The sequence below is a fragment of the Sporomusa intestinalis genome (genome assembly GCF_055383785.1).
Genome location: NZ_AP042390.1, coordinates 999,471 through 1,019,507 on the forward strand (window position 1 = coordinate 999,471; position 20,037 = coordinate 1,019,507).

19 protein-coding genes are annotated in these 20,037 nt (G+C 52.7%); 15 read left to right on the top strand and 4 right to left on the bottom strand.

The window, feature by feature from the left end:
- Positions 1–126 precede the first annotated feature (126 nt).
- From pdxR to ACZ481_RS04590, 11 genes are all read left to right on the top strand, one after another.
- On the top strand, positions 127–1,530 hold the full coding sequence (gene pdxR / locus ACZ481_RS04540; RefSeq protein ID WP_464768977.1) for a MocR-like pyridoxine biosynthesis transcription factor PdxR: 1,404 nt from the start codon (positions 127–129) through the stop codon (positions 1,528–1,530).
- A 135-nt stretch (positions 1,531–1,665) separates the two neighbouring features.
- Complete coding sequence (locus tag ACZ481_RS04545; protein WP_464768978.1) at positions 1,666–2,538, top strand: DMT family transporter; 873 nt, start codon at positions 1,666–1,668, stop codon at positions 2,536–2,538.
- A 435-nt stretch (positions 2,539–2,973) separates the two neighbouring features.
- Complete coding sequence (gene serA / locus ACZ481_RS04550; RefSeq protein ID WP_464768979.1) at positions 2,974–4,554, top strand: phosphoglycerate dehydrogenase; 1,581 nt, start codon at positions 2,974–2,976, stop codon at positions 4,552–4,554.
- A gap of 142 nt (positions 4,555–4,696) precedes the next feature.
- Positions 4,697–5,830: an FAD-binding oxidoreductase gene (locus ACZ481_RS04555; RefSeq protein WP_464768980.1), complete on the top strand. Its 1,134-nt coding sequence runs from the start codon at positions 4,697–4,699 to the stop codon at positions 5,828–5,830.
- Between the two features lie 21 nt (positions 5,831–5,851).
- The gene (locus ACZ481_RS04560) at positions 5,852–6,574 is read left to right on the top strand and encodes a 4Fe-4S dicluster domain-containing protein (RefSeq protein ID WP_464768981.1); all 723 of its coding nucleotides are present in this window, start codon (positions 5,852–5,854) and stop codon (positions 6,572–6,574) included.
- On the top strand, positions 6,457–7,131 hold the full coding sequence (locus ACZ481_RS04565; protein ID WP_464770576.1) for a (Fe-S)-binding protein: 675 nt from the start codon (positions 6,457–6,459) through the stop codon (positions 7,129–7,131). Before ACZ481_RS04560 ends, ACZ481_RS04565 begins: the two co-directional genes overlap by 118 nt.
- A complete protein-coding gene (locus ACZ481_RS04570; protein WP_464768982.1) occupies positions 7,131–8,504 on the top strand; it encodes an FAD-binding oxidoreductase in 1,374 nt (457 codons plus the stop codon). The genes ACZ481_RS04565 and ACZ481_RS04570 overlap by 1 nt, the downstream gene beginning before the upstream one ends.
- A 28-nt stretch (positions 8,505–8,532) precedes the next feature.
- A complete protein-coding gene (locus ACZ481_RS04575) occupies positions 8,533–8,727 on the top strand; it encodes a 4Fe-4S binding protein (RefSeq protein WP_464768983.1) in 195 nt (64 codons plus the stop codon).
- Positions 8,728–8,753: 26 nt separating this feature from the next.
- Positions 8,754–9,890 carry a 2-oxoacid:acceptor oxidoreductase subunit alpha gene (locus ACZ481_RS04580; protein WP_464768984.1) on the top strand — a complete coding sequence of 379 codons (1,137 nt, stop codon included), beginning with the start codon at positions 8,754–8,756 and terminating at the stop codon, positions 9,888–9,890.
- A 15-nt stretch (positions 9,891–9,905) separates the two neighbouring features.
- Positions 9,906–10,724 carry a 2-oxoacid:ferredoxin oxidoreductase subunit beta gene (locus ACZ481_RS04585; RefSeq protein ID WP_464768985.1) on the top strand — a complete coding sequence of 273 codons (819 nt, stop codon included), beginning with the start codon at positions 9,906–9,908 and terminating at the stop codon, positions 10,722–10,724.
- A gap of 1 nt (position 10,725) precedes the next feature.
- The gene (locus ACZ481_RS04590; RefSeq protein ID WP_464768986.1) at positions 10,726–11,247 is read left to right on the top strand and encodes a 2-oxoacid:acceptor oxidoreductase family protein; all 522 of its coding nucleotides are present in this window, start codon (positions 10,726–10,728) and stop codon (positions 11,245–11,247) included.
- A 64-nt stretch (positions 11,248–11,311) separates the two neighbouring features.
- On the opposite strand, the gene ACZ481_RS04595 is transcribed toward ACZ481_RS04590, so the two are convergent.
- Positions 11,312–11,728 carry an EamA family transporter gene (locus ACZ481_RS04595; RefSeq protein ID WP_464768987.1) on the bottom strand — a complete coding sequence of 139 codons (417 nt, stop codon included), beginning with the start codon at positions 11,726–11,728 and terminating at the stop codon, positions 11,312–11,314.
- Between the two features lie 147 nt (positions 11,729–11,875).
- Positions 11,876–12,712: a serine hydrolase gene (locus tag ACZ481_RS04600; RefSeq protein ID WP_464768988.1), complete on the bottom strand. Its 837-nt coding sequence runs from the start codon at positions 12,710–12,712 to the stop codon at positions 11,876–11,878.
- A gap of 157 nt (positions 12,713–12,869) precedes the next feature.
- On the opposite strand from ACZ481_RS04600, the gene ACZ481_RS04605 reads away from it, so the two are divergent.
- The 3 genes from ACZ481_RS04605 (at position 12,870) to ACZ481_RS04615 (ending at position 17,153) form a co-directional block, all read left to right on the top strand.
- Positions 12,870–14,291, top strand: coding sequence for a hypothetical protein (locus tag ACZ481_RS04605; protein ID WP_464768989.1), 1,422 nt, complete (start codon positions 12,870–12,872; stop codon positions 14,289–14,291).
- Between the two features lie 147 nt (positions 14,292–14,438).
- Positions 14,439–15,401 (top strand): 6-phosphofructokinase, encoded by a 963-nt coding sequence (pfkA, locus tag ACZ481_RS04610; RefSeq protein ID WP_464770577.1) that lies wholly within the window; start codon positions 14,439–14,441, stop codon positions 15,399–15,401.
- Positions 15,402–15,671: 270 nt separating this feature from the next.
- Positions 15,672–17,153 (top strand): methyl-accepting chemotaxis protein, encoded by a 1,482-nt coding sequence (locus ACZ481_RS04615; RefSeq protein WP_464768990.1) that lies wholly within the window; start codon positions 15,672–15,674, stop codon positions 17,151–17,153.
- Between the two features lies 1 nt (position 17,154).
- Here ACZ481_RS04615 and ACZ481_RS04620 read toward each other — a convergent pair whose 3' ends face one another.
- Both ACZ481_RS04620 and ACZ481_RS04625 read right to left on the bottom strand, forming a co-directional pair.
- Positions 17,155–17,490 carry a cupin domain-containing protein gene (locus ACZ481_RS04620; protein ID WP_464768991.1) on the bottom strand — a complete coding sequence of 112 codons (336 nt, stop codon included), beginning with the start codon at positions 17,488–17,490 and terminating at the stop codon, positions 17,155–17,157.
- Positions 17,491–17,605: 115 nt separating this feature from the next.
- Positions 17,606–17,893: a hypothetical protein gene (locus tag ACZ481_RS04625; protein WP_464768992.1), complete on the bottom strand. Its 288-nt coding sequence runs from the start codon at positions 17,891–17,893 to the stop codon at positions 17,606–17,608.
- A gap of 214 nt (positions 17,894–18,107) precedes the next feature.
- On the opposite strand from ACZ481_RS04625, the gene asnB reads away from it, so the two are divergent.
- Positions 18,108–19,952: an asparagine synthase (glutamine-hydrolyzing) gene (gene asnB, locus ACZ481_RS04630; RefSeq protein ID WP_464768993.1), complete on the top strand. Its 1,845-nt coding sequence runs from the start codon at positions 18,108–18,110 to the stop codon at positions 19,950–19,952.
- The last annotated feature ends 85 nt before the right edge of the window (positions 19,953–20,037 follow it).

Genomic DNA, 20,037 nt, shown 5'->3' on the forward strand with positions numbered 1-20,037 from the left:
TGATTCTGGTACTTCAAAATCAAGTACCGGGGTTTAAAAAAATATAATTGTAGTATAAAATATAATTGGTTATATTAAAATATACAGAATTAAGATATTTAACAGGGACAGTTTTAGGAGGATATTATGTTAGAGCTGCTGATGCTTAACCCGAACAGCAAAGAACCCTTATATATACAGCTTTACCAGCATTTCAAAAATGCCATTGAGCAAAACCGGATTGTCAAAGGGGAAAAGCTGCCGTCAATCAGGGGCTTGGCGAAAAGTCTGGCGGTAAGCAAGATTACGGTGGAGAAAGCCTACCAGCAGCTGCTGAGTGAAGGCTATATCAGCAATTTTGACCGTTCCCGGTACACGGTAAATAAATTCGAGGATATAGGCTGGGAAACGGCGGCAGTAGCCGCCGTCGCCACCTATCAGCCTCCCCCCGCGGCGGAAGCCAGGATAGTTTATGATTTTGCCAGCGGCGAGATGGATATTAACGGGTTTGATTTTTCGCTATGGAAACGGTACATCAGTAAAGTCTTTTTGAATAAGGAGCGGCTTGTTGGCTATGGCCATATTCGCGGCGAGCTGGAGCTGCGTACTCAGATCGCTAAATATATCCAGAAGTCACGCGGTGTTTATACCCAGCCGGACCAGATCATTGTCGGCGCCGGTGTCCAGAACCTCCTGAATGTTCTTTGCAGCCTGCTAAAACCTGAGCACAAAAGCATTGCTTTTGAAGAACCGGGTTTTAAGAACGGGAGACGCATCTTTACCGATCATGCCTTTTCCATTATACCGGTAAAAATGAGGCATGATGGCATTGCGATGGAGGAGCTGGTTAAAAGCGGCGCCAAGCTGGTGTACCTAAGCCCCTCCCATCAGTTCCCCACCGGGTATATTATGCCTGTTGGCAAAAGAACAAGGCTGCTGAAATGGGCCCAGGCGGTTGACGGAACGATTATTGAAGATGACTATGACAGTGAATTCCGTTATTTCGGACGGCCGATACCGGCCCTGAAAGGGCTGGATAATGCCGGCCGGGTGGTGTACCTGGGCTCGTTTTCCAAGGTGATTCCGCCGTCAATACGGATTAGCTACCTGGTGCTGCCGGAACGCTTGCTCGCTTTGTACCGCCAAAACTCATCCCTGTATAATCAGGCCGCTTCCACCATCGAGCAACTTGCTTTGGCTAAATTTATGGAGGACGGCCATTTAGAGCGGCAGATTCGCCGGCTGCGCAAGCTGTATTCGGAAAAGAACGTCCTGCTGGTGGATGCGATTAGAAATATACTGGGCGAACAGGTTGAGGTGGCGGATGCCGAATCAGGGCTGCATACCATTCTCAGTGTCAAATCAGAGCTGACGGCTAAAGTGCTGGTGGAAAAAGCCTTGGCCCATGGCTGCCGTGTGGCCCCTGTTCAGGATTACTATTTAGATTCGTCCCAGGAAAAATTCCCCCAAATCATACTCTATTTTTCGAAAATACCGGCAGCGGAGATCGCTACCGCTGTCAGGCGCCTGCGCCAGGCCTGGTTTGCCTAATTTTGCGGTGCGAAAATAGCCTGGCCGTGCTGCTAAACGGTCTTGATGATGCTATAATAGAAAAATACGCGCCGATAGGACTGCGGTTCGGCAATGGGCGGGGGCTGCGCGTGAATATTGGATGAGTGGGTGTTTATGTTGAACTGGTTGCAGAGTTTTACGCTTTCAGAACGGCTGAAAGGGGTGTTTTTGCTGGCCGTAACCGCTGTCCTGCTGAGTACCAGCGGCATCGGCATCAAGTGGATTGACTGGAATCCGCTGGCCATTGCCGGGGCGAGGAGTGGTGTTGCCGCCTTGGTTATCTGGGCCGCTTTCCGGCATTCGCCGGTCAGCTGGAACAAGGCTTCGGTTATTGGCGGGGTTGCCTACGCTGCCATGATGCTAACCTTTGTTACGGCTATCAAGCTGACCACTGCGGCTAATGCCATTTTGCTGCAATATACCTGTCCGGTCTATGTTGCCATTCTGGGCGCTGTTTTTCTGAATGAGAGGCCCGGCTGGCGGGATCTGGCGACAATTGGGGCTGTTGCCGGCGGGATGGTGCTGTTTTTCCAGGAGCAAATGTCAGCAGACGGACTGGCCGGCAATCTGCTGGCCATCCTCAGCGGGGTATCTATGGCCGTCATGACTGTTGCTATGCGCCTGCAAAAGGCAGGATCTCCATTCGGGTCCGTGCTGCTGGGCAACGGGCTGACCTTTTTATGCGGCCTGCCGTTTCTATTTTCAGGCTCACCCGGTGCCGGCGGCTGGGCTGCTATTGTTGCCCTCGGCTGTGTCCAAATTGGGTTGGCCTATGTCCTGTATTCCATCGCCATCAAATATGTAACCGCCCTTGAGGCTTCCATCATTACCATGATTGAACCAATCCTCAACCCCCTGTGGGTATTCCTGCTGCTGGGGGAAGGGCCCGGCTTTTGGTCGCTGGTCGGCGGCGGCATTATCCTGCTGGCGATTGCGGCCCGCTATATCGTCCCGGCAATCAAGCCCGGGGCCGCTGCCGGCAGTTAAGCCGCCAGGCCTGCCAGGCGGGGCTTAACTATTGGTTTGGACACTTTGGGCCAATTTGGCCTGATTACATGCCGGAACTGTATAATGGCTGCTGCTGAAAAAGACACTTGACTTGTACTTGCGAACACATTATAATGATAACAAGTTTATATCATACATGATGAGCAGGAAGCCTAATGCAAGGTGGCCAGAGAGACGGCGGTTGGTGCGAGCCGTTACACCGAACAGCATGGTTCCGCCTGGGAGTGGCTGGTGAAGAATCAGAACGGGATCCGCCCATTACAGCGGCTAAAGTTGGCCGTAAGGCAACATGGGTGGCAACGCGGGAAAGTTCTCGTCCCTATAGGGATGAGAATTTTTTTTATTTTGCCGGACCATGCATTTTTTGACCTCAGGTGAGGATATAATTGTACAATTAATAATGGAGGTAAGAACATGAAAGTATTAGTTTCTGAGCCGATAGCCCAAAAAGGACTTGAAAAACTCACGGAAGAAGGGGCCGTAGTTGATATAAAAACCAGTCTGAGCCGCCAGGAACTGCTGGAAGTTATCGGCGATTACGAGGCCCTGATTGTGCGCAGCAATACGAAAGTCAATGAAGAGCTGTATCAGAAAGCCACCCGTTTAAAGGTGGTGGGCCGGGCCGGCAACGGTGTCGACAATATTGATATGGAAGGCGCTACCAAACGGGGGATTATTGTTGTCAATACGCCCGAATCGAATGTGGTTTCGGCGGCAGAGCTTACCCTGGGTTTGCTGTTTGCCACCTGCCGCAATATCCCGCAGCTGCATAACCGGCTTAAAGACCGGATATGGGACCGTTCCGGCCTAAAGGGCATGGAGCTGCAGGGAAAAACCGCAGGTATCGTGGGTTTGGGCCGGATCGGATCGCTGGTGGCCACCCGCCTGAAATCGTTTGGTATGAATATTATCGCCTATGATCCGTATATCAGTGATTCCCGCTTTAAAAACCTGGGGGTCGAGAAAAAAGAAAAACTGGCAGACCTGATGGGCGCCTGCGATATTTTGACCGTCCACACTCCCAAAACAGAAGAGACCTATGGCATGATCGGCAGGGAGCAGTTTAAGGCGGCGAAAAAAGGGCTTACGGTAATCAACTGTGCCCGGGCGGGGATTGTAAATGAGGAAGCGCTGATGGAGGCGCTAAAAGCTAAAGTTGTCAAGCGGGCCGGTATCGATGTCCTGGAAGGGGAACCGCAGGCCACGTCCCCCCTGCTTGAATTTGACAATGTGATTGTCACACCCCATGCCGGGGCTGATACCGTCGAAGCCCAGGATAATGTCGGCATAACTGTGGCCCAGGAGGTAATCTCCGCCTTACGGGGAGAAATGGTGCCCAATGCCGTCAATCTGCCTACCCTTCATATCCAGGATATGGATACGATCAAGGCTTACCTGCGGCTGGGTGAGACCCTGGGCAAACTGTATTACCAATTGGAGAAAGAAGCAGTCGACAAGGTGGAAATCCTGTATCGGGGCGAGGCAGCGGCGCTGGAAACCTCGGTGATCTCCCTGGCGATATTGAAAGGTCTGTTCGAGCCGGTGCTCAAAGAACGGGTGAATTATGTGAATGCCAGCCTCATTGCCAAAAGCAGAGGGGTGACGGTAACCGAAAGCAAGGAATCCTCCGTCAATAATTATCTGACGCTGATTACCCTTAAGGTCGGGTCAAAAGGTAAAGTGTTTACGATCAGCGGCACAATTTTCGGCAAAGGGGAATTAAGAATCCTTGAAATCAACGGTTATGAGTTTGATGTCAATCCGATGCCCTATATGCTGATTGCCGAAAACATCGATAAGCCGGGGGTTGTCGGACAGATGGGCACCTTGTTGGGGGCCGGCAAAGTGAATATTGCCACTATGCAGCTGGGGCGGAAGACAACTGATCAGCGGGCGATGATGGTGCTGACTGTGGATTCGGAAGTGTCGAAAGAGACCCTCGATTTTCTTGGCGGCATTGAAGGGATACTGAAAGTCCGCTTTGTGAAAATATAGAGCTTATTATAAGTTAATAACCAATCGCCTAAGGCGTGGCGTAATGAGCAGCTTTAGGAACACGGCCAAACGGAGAAAAGCACTCAATAGAGTGCTTTTCTCCGTTTGCAGGCAGGATTATGGTTTTGAAGGAGGAAGTAATGTGAGCCATGCAACGTCACCCCAGTCTATTGAAGAGCTGCAGCATTTATTCCGGACCTCATCTGAGGCCGGCCGTCCCCTGTATATTTACCGACAAGCCAAGGCTGACGGTCTTACCGTTGATTTGCAAGAATTAAACCGGATTATTGAGATTGACGCCGCTAATCTTGTCGCGACTGTCCAGCCAGGGGTCAGGCTTGGGACTCTTGCCAGGCGGCTAAGGGAGCAGGGCATGCGGTTTATCCCGGCAGATACCCCGTTTTATCATGACAAGACCCTGGGGCAGCTGTTTTATGAAGGCTGCTCCAATATATCCAGTTTAAAATATGGCTTTACCAAGCATTTTCTTATGGGCTCAGAAATTGTTTTACCAACAGGCGACTTATTAAAAACCGGGGGGAAAACGGTTAAAAATGTGACTGGTTATGATTTTACCCGCTTCTTTAACGCCCCCTATACGGATTATGGCGTGACCGTAACATTCCTGCTTAAACTGCTGCCTTTGCCGGAGAGCCGCAGGGGGCTGGCCGCGGCCTTTGCCAGTTTGGAAAAGCTGTTGGCGTTTATGCGGGCGCTGCGGGAGAGCCGGCTGGTGCCCGCCTACTTATTATGGATTGATCCTGGTGTGCAAAACCTATATCAGGCCGGTGGCCAGGGGCAGCTTGTCGTCATGGAGTTTGACGGTTTAGCGGCAGAGACCGCTGAACAGGCCCAAAAGACAACGGTCCTGGCAGAAACCTATGGCGGCGCCCTGTACGACAGCCATGACCGTCTGGTCTCGCAATGGGCCCCGTTATATGGCCAGGGCGGCAATTTTGTATTAACAGATGAATATAAATTGGCATTTACCCGTCAGGAAGAATTCATAAACCAATTTTATGCAATAGCCGAAAAATTTGCTCTACAAGCAGGGCTATTTGGCCAACTGGCCGAAGGTAAGTTAAATATTGCCCTGTCCCGGCCGGAGCCGGAGTGCGGTTTTCTTGACGCGGTCCGGCAGGCTGTTATTCAGGCCGGGGGGATTGCCGCCGGCAAATATGACCGCCTGGCCGGACGGTTTGGCCGTGGCGCGCTGGCGGTGCTTGAGCAGCGGGCCAAAGCCGCCTTTGATCCCCAAATGATATTAAACCGCTGACTGCAGAGAGGTGGAGACAACATGGATAATAAGTATGCTGAGTGGCGGCAACAACTGGTCAAGTGCATCCGCTGCGGTACCTGCCGCTCAGTTTGTCCGGTTTTTCAGGCGGCCGATAATGAAAACACCACTGCCCGCGGGAAAGTTAAGCTGCTGGAGGCAGTCAGTGAAGGAAAATTGGCCCTTACTCCCGAACTTCAAACAAGAATGTCAAAATGTTTGTTATGCAAAGCCTGTGTCACCGGTTGTCCGTCAGGGGTGAAAACAGACGAACTGTTTTTAAGCGCCCGGCGGGTCTTAGCCGTTGCCAACGGCTTGCCGCTGGCGAAAAAGCTGGCTTTTACCGGGCTTACCTATCGTCGCTTGTTTGACCTGGGCCTTAGGGCCGGGGCCGTTTTTCAAAATCTCGTCTTTAAAAATGCCCCTGGCGGCGGCAAAACGGCCCGGGTTTCCCTGCCCGGGGCCGGACTCAGCCAGCGGCGGATTATTCCGCCCTTAGCGACAGTGCCGCTGAGGGACCGCCTGCCTGAAACCAGCCGGGTGGCTTCACCCCAGGCCCGGGTGGCTTTTATACAGGCTGTATGCTCAACTATATCTATCCGGCGGCCGGTGAGGCGATTGTCAAGATTCTTAAGGCCCACAATGTCGAAGTCGTCCTGCCGGCCAGGCAAAGCTGCTGCGGCACGCCGGCTTTTACCTCCGGCGACTATCGGGTTGGGCGATACCTGGCCGAAGAAAATGTGAAAATTTTGGCAGCTGGCCATTATGATGCGATCATAACCGGTTGCGCCTCCTGCGGGGCGGCTTTGCAGCATGAATATGGCCTTATTATTGAAGACCCCGCAGTTAAAAATTCCTGGCAGCAGCTGGCCGGAAAAGTGAAAGATATTACCCAGTTTATAGCTGACATCGGGATCAAGCAGGACTTGCGGGCGGTAAAGGCTAAAATTACTTACCATGATCCCTGCCATCTTGTCCGGGGCATGGGGGTGGCGAAAGAACCGCGGCAGCTGTTAGCGGCTATTCCCGGGGCGGAATTTGTGGAAATGAAAGCGGCGGCCAAGTGCTGCGGGGCCGGCGGGACTTTCAGCATGGCCTATTATGATGTCGCCCGGAAAATTAATGACTGGAAGCTGGACCATGCCGAAGCAACAGGAGCCGCTATCCTGGCCACAGGCTGTTCGGCCTGCCGGATGCATATCGCCGACGGGCTTGGACAGCGGCAAAGCCCCATGCAGGTAGTGCACACGGCGGAAATCATTGCCCGCGCTTACGGTCTGGAAGAGGGGGGAGAACCTTAGTGCAGCAAGTCATTACCGAATTAAAACGCCTGCTGGGCCGGCAATATGTTATGGATCAGCTGGAAGACCGGATCTGTTATTCCTTTGATGCCACTTTCCGGGATTTTCCGCCTGATGTGGTCGTCAAACCCGGCAGTGCCGAAGAAGTCGCTGCCATTGTCAGGCTGGCCGGGCGGTACAATATCCCGGTAACCGCCAGAGGCGCAGCCACGGGTTTATCAGGCGGTTCCGTGCCGGTAAAGGGCGGCATTAGCCTTGTGTTAACCCGCCTGAACCGGATTATCGAGATTGATGCGGCCAACCGGGTGGCCGTGGTAGAGGCCGGGGTTATTACCGAGGATTTCGTAAACGCAGTCAATCAGGCCGGCCTGTTTTATCCTCCCGATCCGGCCAGTGCCAAAACTTCAACTATCGGCGGCAACATCGCCGAGTGCGCCGGCGGGCCCCGGGGGGTTAAGTACGGCATTACCAGAGACTATGTATTAGGGCTGGAGGTTGTGCTGCCAGACGGCAGCATCATTGAAGCCGGCAACCGGTTTGACAGCGAAATGGCCGGCCCCGACTGGGGCATGCTTTTTGTCGGGTCGGAGGGGACCCTGGGGATTGTGACGAAAGCCTATCTGCGGCTTGTTGACAAACCGCAGGCTAAGCAAACCCTGCTGGCCATCTTCAGCAGCCTGGACGATGCCGCCCGCACGGTCAGCGGGATGATCGCCGCGGGGACGATTCCAACCACACTGGAGATTATGGATAATCAGACCATTTGTGCGGTAGAGGATTATCTTCAGGCCGGACTGCCGGTGCAGGCCGAGGCGATCCTTCTGATTGAGGTGGATGGCGGCGAGGTGTCGATCAGCACACAGACGGAACATGTCATGAAGGTGTGCCGGCAATGGGGCGCAACCGAGATTCAGGTAGCGGCGACGCCGGCAGACAGTGACAGGCTGTGGCAGGCCCGCAAGGCTATTTCGCCGGCTTGCGGCAAAATCAACCCGACTAAAATCTCGGAAGACGCTACGGTTCCCCGCAGCCAGATTCCGGCGATGGTGCGGCGGCTGCGGGAAATCGCGCAGAAATATGACCTGAAGATGGTGATTTTCGGTCATGCCGGTGACGGTAATCTTCATCCCAATATTCTAAGCAACAAGCACAATCACCAGGAAATGGAACGAGTCGAGCAAGCGGTAGAAGAGTTGTTTAAAGCAGCGCTGGCGCTTGGCGGTACGCTGTCCGGTGAACACGGTATCGGTTATATGAAAGCGCCGTTTCTGCAATGGGAAACAGGCGAAACCGGCTTCGCCGCGGGGCAAAAACTGAAAGCAGCGGTTGATCCGCAAGGGGTGCTAAATCCCGGCAAGTTGTTTACTGCCTGAGCCTGACTTGTTTTGAATATAAAAAGGAGTGAAAAAGATGCTGAAAACTAAGCCCCGGTTTTGTAAAGGATGTGGAATATGTATCGAATTTTGTCCCAAGAAGGTGCTGAGGCTGGACGATCTTGCCAAAATAGAGGTTGCTCAGCCTGATGACTGTGTGGCTTGCGGGCAATGTGAATTACGGTGTCCTGATTATGCTATTTTTGTCATTGCTGATAAGTAATAAGTGATAACGGAGGAATGTATTTTATGGCTAAAGCAGTACTTATGCAGGGGAACCATGCTTGTGCAGAAGGCGCGCTTGCCGCTGGCGCCAGGTTTTTTGCCGGCTATCCGATAACACCGTCCACTGAGGTTGCCGAGTTGCTGGCAAAGCGCCTGCCCCAGGTTGGCGGGACTTTTATTCAGATGGAGGACGAGATTGCCGGCATGGCTGCAACGATCGGCGCGGCTTTGACCGGCGTCAAGTCTTTGACGGCAACCAGCGGTCCCGGTTTTTCTCTTAAACAGGAATTAATCGGCTATGCATCCATGGCGGAGATTCCCTGTGTTATTGTAAATGTGCAGCGGGTTGGCCCCAGTACCGGTCAGCCGACTTCACCGGCCCAGGCCGATATTATGCAAGCCCGGTGGGGCTCCCACGGGGACCGGGGGGTTATTGCCCTGAGTCCTGCCAGTGTGCCGGAATGCTTTAGTCTGACAATAGAAGCCTTTAATCTGGCCGAACAATACCGTACACCGGTCGTATTGCTCCTTGATGAGATTATCGGCCATATGCGGGAAAAAATTGAGATTCCGTCTGCGGACAGCCTGAAAATCGTTAACCGCAAAAAACCGGTTCTGCCGCCGGGCGAGTTCCTGCCGTACAAGCCTGAGGCCGACGGGATACCGCCGATGCCTGCCTATGGCGACGGCTACCGGTTTCATGTTACCGGCTTGGCCCACGACTATACCGGTTTTCCCAGCGGCGCCAACAGCACATCCCATGAATTGATTGCCCGGCTTCATACCAAAATTACTGATCATGCTGATGAGCTTGTCACTTTTGAAGAAGTGCAGCTTGCCGATGCCGAGATTGCCGTTATTGCCTTTGGCGGTACAGCCCGCACAGCCTATGCCGCAGTGGAAATGGCGCGCCGTCAGGGAATTAAAGCCGGTTTATTCCGGCCGATTACCATCTGGCCCTCGCCGGCAAAGCAGCTTAAGGCGTTGGCGCAACAGGCCAAAACTATCATTGTGGCTGAACTGAATTATGGCCAGTATGTGCAGGAGGTTGAGCGCATCGTGGCCGGACAGGCCAAGGTCGTTTCCCTGGCCAAGTGGAATAATGATCCCATTACACCGCAGGAAATGCTGGCCGCCATTACCGGAGCCCAGGCTAATTAAGGAGGAGGGAAAGCAATGGAACAATTATTGGCAAAGTATTACCGGCCCAAGCTGCCGCATATCTGGTGTCCTGGCTGCGGGAACGGCATCGTAACCGCAGCTATTGTCAGGGCCATTGATAAACTGGGGCTTGATCAGGATAAAACAACAATCGTGTCCGGGATCGGCTGTTCGTCCCGGGCTTCGGGGTATCTGAATTTTGACACCCTCCATACCGCTCATGGCCGGGCCTTGCCGTTTGCCACCGGGATTAAGCTGGCTAAGCCTGACCACAAGGTGCTGGTAATCACCGGGGACGGTGATGCGACCGCCATTGGCGGCAATCATTTTATCCATGCCGCCAGACGCAATATTGACCTGACCGTTATTGTCTATAATAACAATATCTATGGTATGACCGGTGGTCAGTACTCACCCTTGACACCGCAAATGGCCAGAGCGACTACCGCACCTTACGGCAATATCGACCGGGCCTTTGATTTAAGCGAACTGGCTAAAGGCGCGGGCGCAACCTTTGTTGCCCGTTCCACCACTTATCATGCCAAGCAGCTTACCGAGCTTGTGGCCAAAGCGATTGCCCATGAGGGTTTTGCCGTAGTGGAAGCGCTGACCGGCTGTCCGATTTCTTACGGCCGGCAGAACAAGCTGAGCAAACCGGCCGCCCTCTTAGCCTGGCAGCGGGATCATACCGTGCCGGTTGAAGCTGCTGCCAGGCTCAAGCCGGAACAACTGGCCGGAAAAATTAAGATCGGCGTGCTTCACCAGGAAACAGCGCCTGAATATACGGCAGAATATGGTAAGGTAATCAAACAGGCAATGGGAGGGCGTGGTTAATATGATCGAGGTCAGATTAAGCGGTTCAGGGGGACAAGGGCTGATCCTTGCCGGCATTATCCTCGCCGAGGCCGCCATTGCCGACGGCCGGGAGGCAGTACAATCCCAGTCCTACGGGCCCGAAGCGCGCGGCGGTTCCAGCAAATCGGAGGTTATTATCAGCAACAACCGTATTCATTACCCCAAAGTGGCGGCGCCGGATCTGCTGCTGGCCATGACCCAGGAGGCACTTGACAAATATGGTGCCGACTTGAAAGCTGAGGGCATCCTGGTTGTTGACACCACCTTTGTCCGGGAGGTGCCGGCTGCTTACAAACAGGTCCATGCTGTTCCTATTACGCAACTAGCCAGGGAAAAATGCGGGCGCGAACTATTTGCCAACATTGTCGCCCTGGGCACGATTGCCAAACTTACCGGCTCGGTCAGTTTTCCCGCCTTGGAGGCGGCTGTGCTGGCTCGCGTACCCAAAGGCACGGAAGAAATGAATAAGCTGGCGCTGCAGATAGGCTATCAGGCTGTCTAGAACCGGCTCAGAACCAACAGCTGCTATTTCCATAATGTAATGGAGATAGCAGCTGTTGGTTCTTTCAAAGGCTAATCAGTATTAAGCCAATGGTTACGAACACCGCGCCCATAAGCTGACTGCCGGTAATCACCTCATTTAACAGGAAATAGCTTAGGCTGATCGTCACCAGGGGCGCACAGGACATAATGAGTGACACTTCATTAATATTGCCGTCTTTTAAAGCATAAAAATAGGCCAGATCGCCAAGCAAGGCCGCCAAAACGGCTTCAATTGTAATAACAATCCAGAGGAAGGGCGGAACAGCCAGCAGTTCATTAAAGCCTTTGGCACTAAGAAACCAGGCGGCGATAATAATGGCGGCAATTATTGTCCGCAAGACAAAAGCCGTAACCGGGTTGACTGTGTTCAACACCGTCTTGCCAAATAACGGGGCCAAACCCAGGCAGAAAACGCCGGCCAGAGCATATAGCAGAAACATGGTTCACTCCTCATTTCCAACAGGCCTGCTGTAAGATAAATATGCTAAGCCATGCCGAAAGATGAGTAGGCTTACGCCGGCCAGGCCGGAAAAGTTCAGCAATGCCAAACAATGCCACCCCTGTGGGTGGCATTGTTTGGCGGCAATTTATTTGGTGCGCAGCAAATTATAGGCTTTGGCGGAAATAGCGGCAATAAAATTGCTGGCATAGGGAGGCGGTCTGCGGGTTGTCGTATAGGCGCTGATCAGTATCTGGTCGCGGCCGTCGTCGACGATTCCCACATCACACTGCACTCCGGGCAGTTCACCCACTTTATGCAATACTTTGCTATTGTGCATGAAACGGGGGATTTCCTCTTTAAAGATGGTTTTGGACAACTCTTCTTTTAAGATGGACGAGAACTCTTTGCCAAGATAGGCTTCGTTATAGATAGTTTCAAAAACGACGGCCATTTCCCCGGGGGTGGTAACGCTGTGGTAACCATATTTACTGAAGGCCTCGCGGCTGTGAATCCTGGTGTGAACAAGCTTGAGGTCAGACAATACGCGGGTCAGGGCATCAGGCTTTTTCTGTTCAATATCGTCCAGAAACTCGTAAAAAGCCTCATTGTCACTGACTACCAGCATGTTCTTAATGCCAACGTCATACCGCTTTTTATCTGCGGCTGCCGCTTCTGCGTACAGATATTTATAGACAGCCAGGGCAACCACCAGCTTATGGGTTGACGCCGTAGGGAAAACAGTATTTTCATTAAAACTGAAGGTTTGGCCTGTTTTTAAATTTTTGGCAAACAGGCCTGTTTGACCGTCAAACTGCTGTAAGCTGTTGTTAAGCTGTGCCGACAGGTCCGGCTGGGCTGACGGTTGATTCACCGCCGGCTGTTTCGCGGCTTCCGGTTTGGCCTGCGGTTTATTAAGAGTACCGCAGCCAGTTACCGTAAGCACCGATAGCAGCAACAGGAGGATTAGCATTATTTTTGGCAATTATATCACCCGTATTTAGGATGACACGCAGCCGCGCAGACTATCCGCGGAGATTTTTGGGTAGCCTGTAAATCTTTATTGCGGTAAGGATCACGATGACTAAATTCTTCTTTTATGCATATTCTGTAGAAAATATAAAGCACCGGAGGGGAGCGCGATGGGGGTAGAGCTTACGGCACTGCATTATGTATATTTATTGTTTATTGTTGTGATTATGGGCGTAATGCTGCTGCGGCGTGATACTTCTTTAGTATGCATTATCGGGATTTTTGTTATCGGGTTACTTGTCAAAGGCTCGGTTTATCTGGCAATCAGCGGTATTTTCCATAGTTTTATTTATGCGATTACCGAATTGCTGGGAACTATTCTGATTATCTCCATCGTTGTCGCTATGAGCCGGATTTTGCTGGTCACAGGTATTAATGAGGTTATGGTATCGCCGATTACGGCCCTGATCTGTACACCCTTTCAGGCCTATTGGGTAACAGGCTTAGTCATGATGGTCATTTCCTGGTTCTTCTGGCCGTCACCGGCAGTGGCCCTGTTGGGCGCCGTGCTGCTGCCGGCGGCGGTAAGAGCCGGCCTGCCGGCCATAGGCGTTGCCGTGGCCATGAATCTGTTCGGCCATGGCATTGCTTTATCGAGTGATTTCGTTATTCAGGGGGCTCCAAAACTAACGGCAACGGCTGCCGGCATTCCTGTGCAAAGTGTGGTAAGTGCCAGTGTCCCTTTAGTATTTGTCATGGGTTTGGTGGCCACAGGCACCGCCTACTGGCTGCTGCGGCGGGATATAAAGGAGCAAGCGGACTGCGGCCAGCGTGAAAACACTGACCTGTCCTATACCCGTTATTCACCGCCCGGTGAAGAACAGGGAATGGACTTGCGCACTATACTGCCGGCAAAGGTGAAAAAGGTATTGGCCGCACTTGTGCCGGGCCTGTTTTTCCTGGATGTCGCAATTATGTATGCGGCAGATTTGCAAGGCGGGGACGCTACGGCGCTCATTGGCGGCACAGCCGTATTTATTCTGGTATTAATCACTTTATTGGTGTACCGGAATCAGAGTCTGGAAAAAATAACGGCATATCTCATTGACGGTTTTACTTTCGGCTTTACTATTTTTGGCCCGGTTATCCCGATTGCCGCTTTTTTTTATTTGGGTGATGCCGGCATCAATCAAATTATGGGCCAGGTGCTGCCGCCCGCTTCCCAGGGGATTGTAAATGATATTGGTCTGGCAATCGCCGGCCTGGTACCGCTTAATCCCGGGGTTGGTGCCGCTACGTTGACCATTGTGGGGGCAATAACAGGTTTGGACGGCTCAGGATTTTCCGGCATAGCCTTGGCCGGATCGATTGCCCATTTATTCGCCACGGCCATTGGTTCCGGCATTGCCACCCTGACCGCGTTAGGACAGATTGCCGCTATCTGGGTAGGCGGCGGAACGCTGGTTCCCTGGGCGCTCATTCCGGCGGCAGCGATCTGTGGTGTCAGCCCCTTTGAGCTTGCCAGGCGCAATTTGCTGCCGGTGCTGGCCGGACTGGCGGTGGCAACGGTCGTGGCCATGTTTTTGATTTAACAAGCTATGATAGAGCAGCGCAGCAGCTTGGATTTTCGGTAAACAAGAAATTTTTGGGTTATTAACATTTTCCGGCAGGCAATCGGGCGCAATTGCCGAATATATAGCATATTTTAACACTGGGGTTAAGTAAAGAAAGGCAGGGTTATTATGAACAAGATTGCAGTGATAACCAGCGGCGGCGATTGTCCGGGCATGAATGCGGCCATCAGGGCGGCAGTCCGTGTTGCCCTGGCCCGCGATACTGAGGTGTGGGGGATTAAAAACGGCTATGCCGGCATGATTGCCGGCGATATGAGAGTGCTGGATTCACGGTCGGTAGGCGATATTATTCAAAAAGGCGGTACTTTTTTGGGCACAGCCCGCAGCGAGGAATTCAAGACCCTGGCCGGCCGGCAAAAAGCAGCCGCCAATTTAAAGGATCGCGGCATCGAAGGTCTGATTGTTATTGGCGGTGACGGCTCGCTGACCGGGGCCAAGCATCTTGGTGAACTGGGCATTAAGTTTGTGGGGTTGCCCGGGACCATTGATAACGATATTTGGGGTACTGATTATACCATTGGTTTTGATACCGCAGTCAATACAGCCCTTGATGCGATCAATAAGCTGCGGGATACAGCCTCAGCCCACGGACGGGTCATGCTGGTTGAGGTAATGGGGCGTGCCTGCGGCTGGATTGCCCTTACGGCCGGACTGGCCGGCGGCGCTGAAATTATCCTTATCCCGGAAGAACCTTTTGCGGAAGAGGAGATTTGCAAACAATTATTAGAATCCAGAAGCAAAGGCAAGCAATATAGTATTGTGGTCGTGGCGGAAGGTGCCGGCAGCGCCATTGACCTGGGCAAGTCCATCCGGGCCAAAACCGGCCTGGAGACGCGGGCCTCCGTCCTTGGACACATCCAGCGGGGCGGAGCACCGACCGTATCCGACCGCTTGCTTGCCAGCCGCCTGGCGGAGACTGCAGTCCAGGCCCTGTTGAATGGCAGGACCAGTATCATGATCGGTTATCAGTGCCGCCAGTGTGTTGAAGTGCCAATTGAGGATGCTGTCGGCAAGAAAAAGACGATTGACCCTGAATTGTTCCGGTTGGCGCAGGTTTTATCCCAATAAAGGCAATCCCGCATTATTTCCTGGGAAATGATGCGGGATTTTGTCTAACTCCGGCATATTGGCAACTTTTAACCACCTGCCAGCGTACATAGTGACAAGCAATGGGGGAAGTTGATAAAAAGTGCACTCAGTGCAGATGAAAAGCGCCAATGTCCAACAAAACGCTAAATTACTTGTATTTACCCTTGCCCTGGCAATCTATTTTATAGTATATTTATTTGGAAAAATAAAGAAATGGCAATTGCAGCTCATAGACAGGAGTGGGAGTTTATGTCATTATGGTTGGGGAAAAATAAAGCGGTTGATAAGCTGAGCAAGCTGACTGCCCAATATGCAGACGGCAATATGTCTGCCAGGATTGAGCCGGCGGAATATCCGGCCCAATTACAGCCTTTGGCGAGGAATATCGCCGCCTTAGCAGACATGCTCAGGACTTTCGGACAGGAAACACAAGTGTCGGCAAGCCAGGTTTCCGCAGCAGTAAGCCAGGTTAATGCTGTCATCGGCCAGGCAGCCGGCCTCGCGGAACAGGCCTGCCAGGAGGCCGGCACAGCCGACCGCCTGACCCAGGATATAGCGGCGGCGACCAAACAGGCAGCCTGCCAAATTGATGATATTATGGCTGCAACGCAAACCATTACCGCCGTAGCCGGTAATATTTATCAGGATAGTTTAGCCTCCAAGAATATGGCGGCCCAGGGGTATGAGGCAGCAGCCAAAGTAACGCTGGCTATGGATTCTATCCGTCAGGCCTCAGCCGAAGTGGGGGAACGGATTACCGCCTTGACGCAAATGGCCAGGGATATCGACAGTTTTCTGACTGCAATCCAGGGTATAGCGGCGCAAACCAACCTGCTGGCGCTTAACGCCAGTATTGAAGCAGCCCGGGCCGGGGAGCACGGGCGTGGGTTTGCCGTAGTGGCACAGGAGATTCAAAAGCTTTCCGATGCCAGTGCCGCTGCCGCCAATTCGGCCAATAAACTGCTGGCCGAAATAGACGGCGGGGTGCTGGCAGCGGCAAAAGCAGCGGCAACCGGAACCAACGCCGTGGCCACAGGGGCGCAGGAAATGCGGGAAGCCGATGCCAGCCTGCAGGCTATTTTAGCAGCCAGCTCCCAGGTGGAGGCAAAAATGGCGGAGGCCGGCGCTGCCCGGCAAAACCAGTTTGCCGCCACCCAGAAAGCAGCCGATTTTCTTGCCCGGATTGCCAGCATGGCTGAAGAAGCGGCCAGCCGTATGACGGCAGTAACCAGCTCCATTGGTCAGCAGGATAAGCATCTGGGCGATACCCGCGGCATGGGGGAGGTTTTGGCTAAAGTAGCCGAGCAGCTTGTGGCCACTACCGGCAAGCTGACCCTTATTGATATTGACAGCCGCCGGCAGGCCGAAATTGACGCCAGAATCGCAAAACTGCGCAGCCTGCTTGAACATACCGTAAAAGATCAACAGGTGACAGGTATGGACAGGGATCGCCATAAAGAAATACTGAGCGGCCTCTTAGCCCAGAATCCTGAGCTTGAGGCCGCCTGGACAAACTTACCCGACGGACAGTTTGTTGTTTCCCTGCCTCCGGCCGGCATTGCCAATGCCGCAACCAGGGAATGGTTTAAACAAGCCAGCCAGGGGAAGGTGTACGTATCGCAGGTATATGTTTCGTCCATATCCCATCAGCCCTGTTTAACTATCTCCCTGCCAATCACTGACAGCACAGGGCAGCAGATCGGCATATTCGGGGCAGATCTAACACTGTAAATTACATAACAAGTACCAACAGCATTTTAAAGTTTTCCACCGCATCCAGGCCGTGGGGGATATCGGCCGGCATAACGACGACCTGACCGGCGGTGGCGGTGACTTTTTCACCGCCAATGGTGATCTCGGCCCGGCCGTCAAGAATATATACCAGGGCGTCGCCGGGCGCCGAGTGTGTGCTGATTGCTTCGCCCTGGGCAAAGGCAAACAGGGTCATACTGAGGGCTTGGTTTTGTGACAAAGTAAGGCTTACTACCTTGCCGGGCTGATAATCGACCAGGTTAACCAGATCGTGCGCTTTGCTGAACTCGATATTTTTTATAAATTGCTTTTTCATAATAAACCTCCTCACATTATGATTGTATCTTTAGGCTTATTTTAACAAATTAAAACAGTCTACGCTGTGACAAAAGTCACTGTTTCTAAAAAACAGGCCGGATTCGGCCTGTTTTTTAACGTACATCATCATTTAAATCCAAGGTTCCATCTTCCGCCACGCGCACATTCAGGCTAACCTTTTCTTCATGGCCCCATAACATTCTGGCGACCAGACTATTGGTTGCATGCTTATTGCCCAGTTTGAGCTCCTCGGTCCGGAGGGAATCCTCCGTGGCATCAAGCCCGCTTTCCTGATATACGGCAGCGGCATTGTCAATATCGGCCCCTTCCTGATAAGCAGGATTTGCCTGGGCCTGGGGCGTGGCCAAGTTTGTTTCGGAAGCCTGTTTGCTTTCAGCCATAATCATTTCCTCCCTGCATAAATCGGATGTGCCTGAATTTAGCGTATCCGTTGAACCCCCGTAGCATACATATTTTCTTTGCCGCCTGTGACAATTGTTCGCTAAGACGCATATCTATAAGCATGCAAATATAGTGGGCAAAGGCGCCTGCGGTACGCCGGCATAGCAACCGGGCGTTCACAGGCTATATTCTTTTATGGGAGATGATTAAAACATGTGCGGAATTACTGGTTGGATTGACTGGCAGGAAGACCTAACAGAAAGCAGCCACATCTTATCAGCTATGATTGAAACCCTGGCGGCACGCGGACCAGACGCGCAGGGAGCCTATATCACACCCCGGGCGGCACTGGGGCATCGCCGCCTTAGTGTTATTGATCCTGTGGGCGGGGCCCAGCCTATGATCCGGTTTCGCGGTGAACAGAAATTTATCATCACTTATAATGGTGAGCTGTATAATACATTGGAAATCAAGCAGCAACTGGAAGACCGGGGCTATATATTCAGTACCCGCTGCGATACGGAGGTACTGCTTGTAGCGTTTATCGAGTGGGGGCCCGCCTGTGTTGAACGGTTTAACGGCATCTATGCCTTTGCCATTTGGGACGAGGCCAATCAGAGCCTGTTTCTGGCCCGGGACCGGATTGGGGTTAAGCCTCTGTTTTATACAGAATGCGGCAGCAGTTTTATTTTTGGCTCAGAACTTAAAACCCTGCTCGCTAATCCGCTGGTGCGGCCTGAGCTTGATGGCGAAGGCTTAGCCGAGGTTTTCATGCTCGGGCCGGCCCGGACCCCCGGCCATGGTGTGTTTCGCAATGTCAAAGAACTGAAGCCGGGCCATTGCCTGACTTATAACCGTCAGGGCAAGCGGGTCAGCCAATATTGGAAACTGCAATCGCAGCCGCACCCGGACAGTTTCGACAATACCAAAGCCAAGGTACGGGAATTGCTCATCGATACGGCCGAGCGCCAGCTGGTATCCGATGTGCCCATATGCACACTGCTTTCCGGCGGGCTGGACTCCAGTGCGCTCACGGCCCTGGCCGCCATGGCGCATAAAAGATCGGGCCTAGGGAGTCTGCATACTTATTCAGTGGATTATGTTGATAATGATTTGTATTTTAAGGCCAACAGCTTTCAGCCTAATCCGGACGGGCCTTTTGTTACCCGGGTAGCAGAGTATTTTGACACAATTCACCACAATATACTCTTAGATACGCCGGAATTGGCCGCAAGCCTCAGACCGGCGGCACTTGTCCGCGATTTGCCGGGCATGGCTGATATTGATACCTCGCTCTATTTATTTTGCCGGGAGATCAAAAAAGGGGCCACTGTCGCCTTGTCCGGCGAGTGTGCCGATGAGGTTTTTGGGGGCTACCCCTGGTTTCAAAGAGAAGATATGATCAATGCCACGACCTTCCCCTGGTCGCCGCGGCCGGAAATCCGTATTCCCTGGTTAAAACCGGAAATCCAGGCCCGGATAAAGCCGGCTGAATATGTGGCCCAGCGTTACAGTGATGCCCTGGCCGAAGTGCCGCGCCTGCCGGGTGAAGACGCCCGTTCCGCCAGGATGCGTGAAATTTTTTACCTCAGTCTTACCCGGTTTATGCCAACCCTGCTTGACCGGAAGGACCGCATGAGCATGGCTTTTGGTTTGGAGGTTAGAGTACCTTTTTGTGATCACCGGCTTGTAGATTATGTCTGGAATGTGCCCTGGAGCATGAAAAATGCACACAACAGGGAAAAAGGCCTGCTGCGCTACGCTTTGGAGGGGATCTTGCCGGAAGATGTGTTATGGCGTAAAAAAAGTCCTTATCCGAAAACCCACAATCCGGCCTATACCAAGGTTGTTGTCCAGGAGGCGCTGGCCATTTTCCAGGATCCGGCATCCCCGCTGCGGGCCCTGCTGGACATTGATAAACTCCAAGAGATTGCCCGGGCTGATTTGTCTGCTGCCAATATTCCCTGGTTTGGCCAGTTGATGAGCGGACCGCAGCTGTTCGCCTATCTGATCCAGGCTGATCACTGGCTGCGCGAATATAAAGTCCGGGTGTTATAGGCGACAAAACTGGCGTGCCGCTTCAGTCCGCGGCCCGTCAGTTTTTTCTATTATACCGCTGCGGCCTGTTTTAATGGTATAAATA

Bases quoted from the DNA above. Each gene is read 5' to 3' on its own strand.
- pdxR (WP_464768977.1), top strand. From the start codon at position 127: ATGTTAGAGCTGCTGATGCTTAACCCGAACAGCAAAGAACCCTTATAT.
- ACZ481_RS04545 (WP_464768978.1), top strand. From the start codon at position 1,666: ATGTTGAACTGGTTGCAGAGTTTTACGCTTTCAGAACGGCTGAAAGGG.
- serA (WP_464768979.1), top strand. From the start codon at position 2,974: ATGAAAGTATTAGTTTCTGAGCCGATAGCCCAAAAAGGACTTGAAAAA.
- ACZ481_RS04560 (WP_464768981.1), top strand. From the start codon at position 5,852: ATGGATAATAAGTATGCTGAGTGGCGGCAACAACTGGTCAAGTGCATC.
- ACZ481_RS04580 (WP_464768984.1), top strand. From the start codon at position 8,754: ATGGCTAAAGCAGTACTTATGCAGGGGAACCATGCTTGTGCAGAAGGC.
- ACZ481_RS04585 (WP_464768985.1), top strand. From the start codon at position 9,906: ATGGAACAATTATTGGCAAAGTATTACCGGCCCAAGCTGCCGCATATC.
- ACZ481_RS04590 (WP_464768986.1), top strand. From the start codon at position 10,726: ATGATCGAGGTCAGATTAAGCGGTTCAGGGGGACAAGGGCTGATCCTT.
- ACZ481_RS04595 (WP_464768987.1), bottom strand. From the start codon at position 11,728: ATGTTTCTGCTATATGCTCTGGCCGGCGTTTTCTGCCTGGGTTTGGCC.
- ACZ481_RS04605 (WP_464768989.1), top strand. From the start codon at position 12,870: ATGGGGGTAGAGCTTACGGCACTGCATTATGTATATTTATTGTTTATT.
- ACZ481_RS04615 (WP_464768990.1), top strand. From the start codon at position 15,672: ATGTCATTATGGTTGGGGAAAAATAAAGCGGTTGATAAGCTGAGCAAG.
- ACZ481_RS04620 (WP_464768991.1), bottom strand. From the start codon at position 17,490: ATGAAAAAGCAATTTATAAAAAATATCGAGTTCAGCAAAGCGCACGAT.
- ACZ481_RS04625 (WP_464768992.1), bottom strand. From the start codon at position 17,893: ATGGCTGAAAGCAAACAGGCTTCCGAAACAAACTTGGCCACGCCCCAG.
- asnB (WP_464768993.1), top strand. From the start codon at position 18,108: ATGTGCGGAATTACTGGTTGGATTGACTGGCAGGAAGACCTAACAGAA.